The sequence below is a fragment of the Bradyrhizobium genomosp. I (2014) genome, from assembly GCF_000261685.1.
Classification (GTDB): Bacteria; Pseudomonadota; Alphaproteobacteria; order Rhizobiales; family Xanthobacteraceae; genus Bradyrhizobium.
In genome coordinates, this window is record NZ_AJQE01000347.1 from 1 (window position 1) to 2782 (window position 2782).

General features: G+C 65.1%; 3 protein-coding genes and 1 pseudogene. 3 read left to right on the forward strand and 1 reads right to left on the reverse strand.

The window, feature by feature from the left end:
• Nucleotides 1-997: pseudogene (locus tag IC50_RS30955) on the reverse strand (hypothetical protein); the annotation flags it as partial.
• Nucleotides 998-1364: 367 nt separating this feature from the next.
• On the opposite strand from IC50_RS30955, the gene IC50_RS30960 reads away from it, so the two are divergent.
• The 3 genes from IC50_RS30960 to IC50_RS30970 all read left to right on the forward strand — a co-directional run.
• Complete coding sequence (locus IC50_RS30960) at nt 1365-1826, forward strand: Hsp20 family protein (protein ID WP_035714041.1); 462 nt, start codon at nt 1365-1367, stop codon at nt 1824-1826.
• 76 nt (nt 1827-1902) lie between these two features.
• Entirely contained in the window at nt 1903-2394 is a 492-nt protein-coding gene (locus IC50_RS30965) for an Hsp20/alpha crystallin family protein (protein WP_035714050.1), read from the forward strand.
• Between the two features lie 86 nt (nt 2395-2480).
• The coding region (locus IC50_RS30970) for a hypothetical protein (protein ID WP_035714044.1) at nt 2481-2782 on the forward strand (302 nt) is incomplete at its 3' end.

Sequence of the window (2782 nt, forward strand, 5' to 3'; positions counted from 1 at the left end):
TCTCGGTCAGCCAGATCGGCTTGCCCGGCTCGAATGCGTCCCGCAGGGTCTGGTAGGTCACGAGTGTCGCATCCGTGCGGGCCAGCCATTGCCCCGAGAGGGCCTGCGCCGGATCGTCGTGCCCGCCGCAGCGCGGCGAGATCGTGTTGTAGTGGTGATAGGTGAAGCGATCGACGCCGGGACCGGACGCGGCAAGCAGGTCGCGCGTGGTGATGCCCGAGCCGGATGGCGGTGATGAATAGCCGACCGAGCCTGGACCGAGGATCAGCGTCTCCGGCGCGGCGCGCCGCATCCAGTCGCGGAAGATCCTGAAGTCGCGGCCATAGGCCATTGCATCATATCCCGCCGGTGCGCCGTTCGTCGCTGCGAGCGTCGGCTCATTCATGAATTCGGCGGCGGCGATGCGGCCGCCCAGCGCGCACGTGGTGTCGACCAACTGCTGTGCCCGATCCGGCTGCCACACACCGTCGGCATTGCGGCTGCCGGGACTGATCGCAAACGAAGTGACGATCTCCGCATCGACCGCACGCGCGAACTCCACGACACCGCGCCACTGCGCTCGGCTGAGCACCGAGTTGAAACCCGGCGGCGGCTTTCCCGGCGCGTCGGCAAAGAACGTTGCATTGGCCCAGGTGCCGCTCACGCGCAGATAGGCCGGCGACAACGCCGCGGCGAGCAGGCGCAGGCGCGAATTGGCAAGATCGATCGGCGGTCTCGCGCTGTAACGATCGCGTTCGTCGAAGGCACGTGCCGTTCGCGGATAAGGCTTCCAGAACCGTCCGCCGGTCACCTCCACCATCTCGATGTTGTAAGACTGAAAGCGCGCATCGATCGCTCCGATCGCCTTCAATCCGGCAGGCGAGATGGCGATGTCGTCGGCGTGCGCCGGGCTCAACGTCAAGGTCGTGAGCAGCGCAATCGTCATCGCGCCTGCAGTCTGACCGATCCGGCGCGATTGGGGTCCCAGCCTGTCGTGTGCCGCCCGGTGGTCGGTCATGCGCTGCCGGTCCAGATGCATCACAGGCCACCCGGCCTTTGTCCAGGATACACTTCTATCTTACCTCGCAATCGACGCCCGGAGCAGCTTTGGGACCACCTGTCGCCGCGGCGGCCTGGTGAGCCGGCCTCCGCGGCGGTGAGAGGGAGCCGGTCAGCCGACAATCGAGCAGGGCGGGGCACAAAAAAATCGCGGCAGCCCTCTTGAAACCGATTTCCGGCTTTCTAAGTCGTTTTCCGCCGCGAGAGCGGTGTGCCGGATGCCAGAACCGGGTCCGGCACGGGCGCCGGGCTGGGTCTTTTCGGACCCGTCTGAATCCCCGCCTTGCGCTCCTTCGTATCCATCTTGCTCTTTGGAGGACTTGGTTATGAGGACCAGTTTCGACTTCGCGCCCCTGTGGCGCTCCACCATCGGCTTCGATCACCTGGCCGACCTCGTCGACAGCACGCTGCGCCAGGCGACCGAGGACAATTATCCCCCCTACAACATCGAACGCTCCGGTGAAGACCATTACCGGATCAGCCTCGCGGTGGCGGGCTTCGGCGCCAGCGATATCACCGTGACGGCCGAGCAAAACGCGCTCACCATCGAGGGCAAGAAGCCAGAGACCGCTGCGCGCGAATATTTGTACCAGGGCATCGCCGCGCGTCCGTTCCGGCGTGTGTTCAATCTCGCCGATTACGTCCAGGTGAAGCAGGCCTCGTTCCAGGACGGGCTCCTGATCATCGATCTCGTTCGCGAGGTTCCGGAAGCGATGAAGCCGCGCCGGATTCCGATCGCGGGCGGCGCTCCTGCGACATCACAGATCGAGCAGAAGAAAGCAGCCTGAGCGCTCGATCGGTCGAACGGCGGAACGCGGCGCGCGGATGCGCGGGCCGCGCTCCCGATGCATGAAGGAGAGAACCATGGCTTTTCGTGATCTCATTCCCTGGTCGAGAAACCAGGAGCTTGCGCCCGCGCGCGACAATTTCGATCCGTTCCTGACGCTTCACCGCGAGATGAATCGTCTGTTCGACGACGTCTTCCGTGGCTTCGGCGGCACCAGCCTGTCGCCGCTGATGGAAGGCCGGTTCGGCTGGCCGAAGGTCGAGCTCAGCGAGACCGACAAGACGCTGACGGTCTCAGTCGAGCTTCCCGGCCTCACCGAGAAGGACGTGCAGGTCGAGGTCGCCAATGGCGTCCTGACCGTCCGCGGCGAGAAGAAGGCGGAGCGCAACGGCGAAGGCAGGTACTTCACCGAGCGCTATTACGGCGCCTTCGAGCGGCAGATCCCGCTGGAGGGCGTCGAGGAGGACAAAGCCGAAGCGTCGTTGAAGAACGGCGTCCTGACCGTGTCGCTGCCGAAATCGGAGAAGGCGCGCGAAGGCGTCAAGCGCATCGCGATCAACACGCACTAGTGTCAAGCGGGCCGGCGGCGATTGGCGCCGCCGTCTCATCATCAACAAAACCGTCCCCCGGAAAGGAGCATGAGGGAGACAAACCGATGACCAACGTGAATACCAATCCCGGCACTCTCAATCCGCTGTTTCACCCTGCGGCCCATTACGGCTCGCCCGCCGACGTTCTGAATGCGCCGGAGCTTTCCTCGCCCGAGAAGCGCATCATCCTGTCGTCCTGGGCCTCCGACATGTACGCCGTCGAATCCTGTCCCGCCCTGCGCGAGATTCCCGGCATGAGCCACACGGTCCGGCTCGCCGATATTCTGGCCGCCTTGCGCAAGCTCGACGGCGACAACGACAATGACGACCCGCCGCGGGGCGGCGGCGTGCCGATGCGGCTGGGGGG

Excerpts from the sequence above, each read along its gene's own strand:
- IC50_RS30960 (WP_035714041.1), top strand. The coding sequence starts at position 1,365 with ATGAGGACCAGTTTCGACTTCGCGCCCCTGTGGCGCTCCACCATCGGC.
- IC50_RS30965 (WP_035714050.1), top strand. The coding sequence starts at position 1,903 with ATGGCTTTTCGTGATCTCATTCCCTGGTCGAGAAACCAGGAGCTTGCG.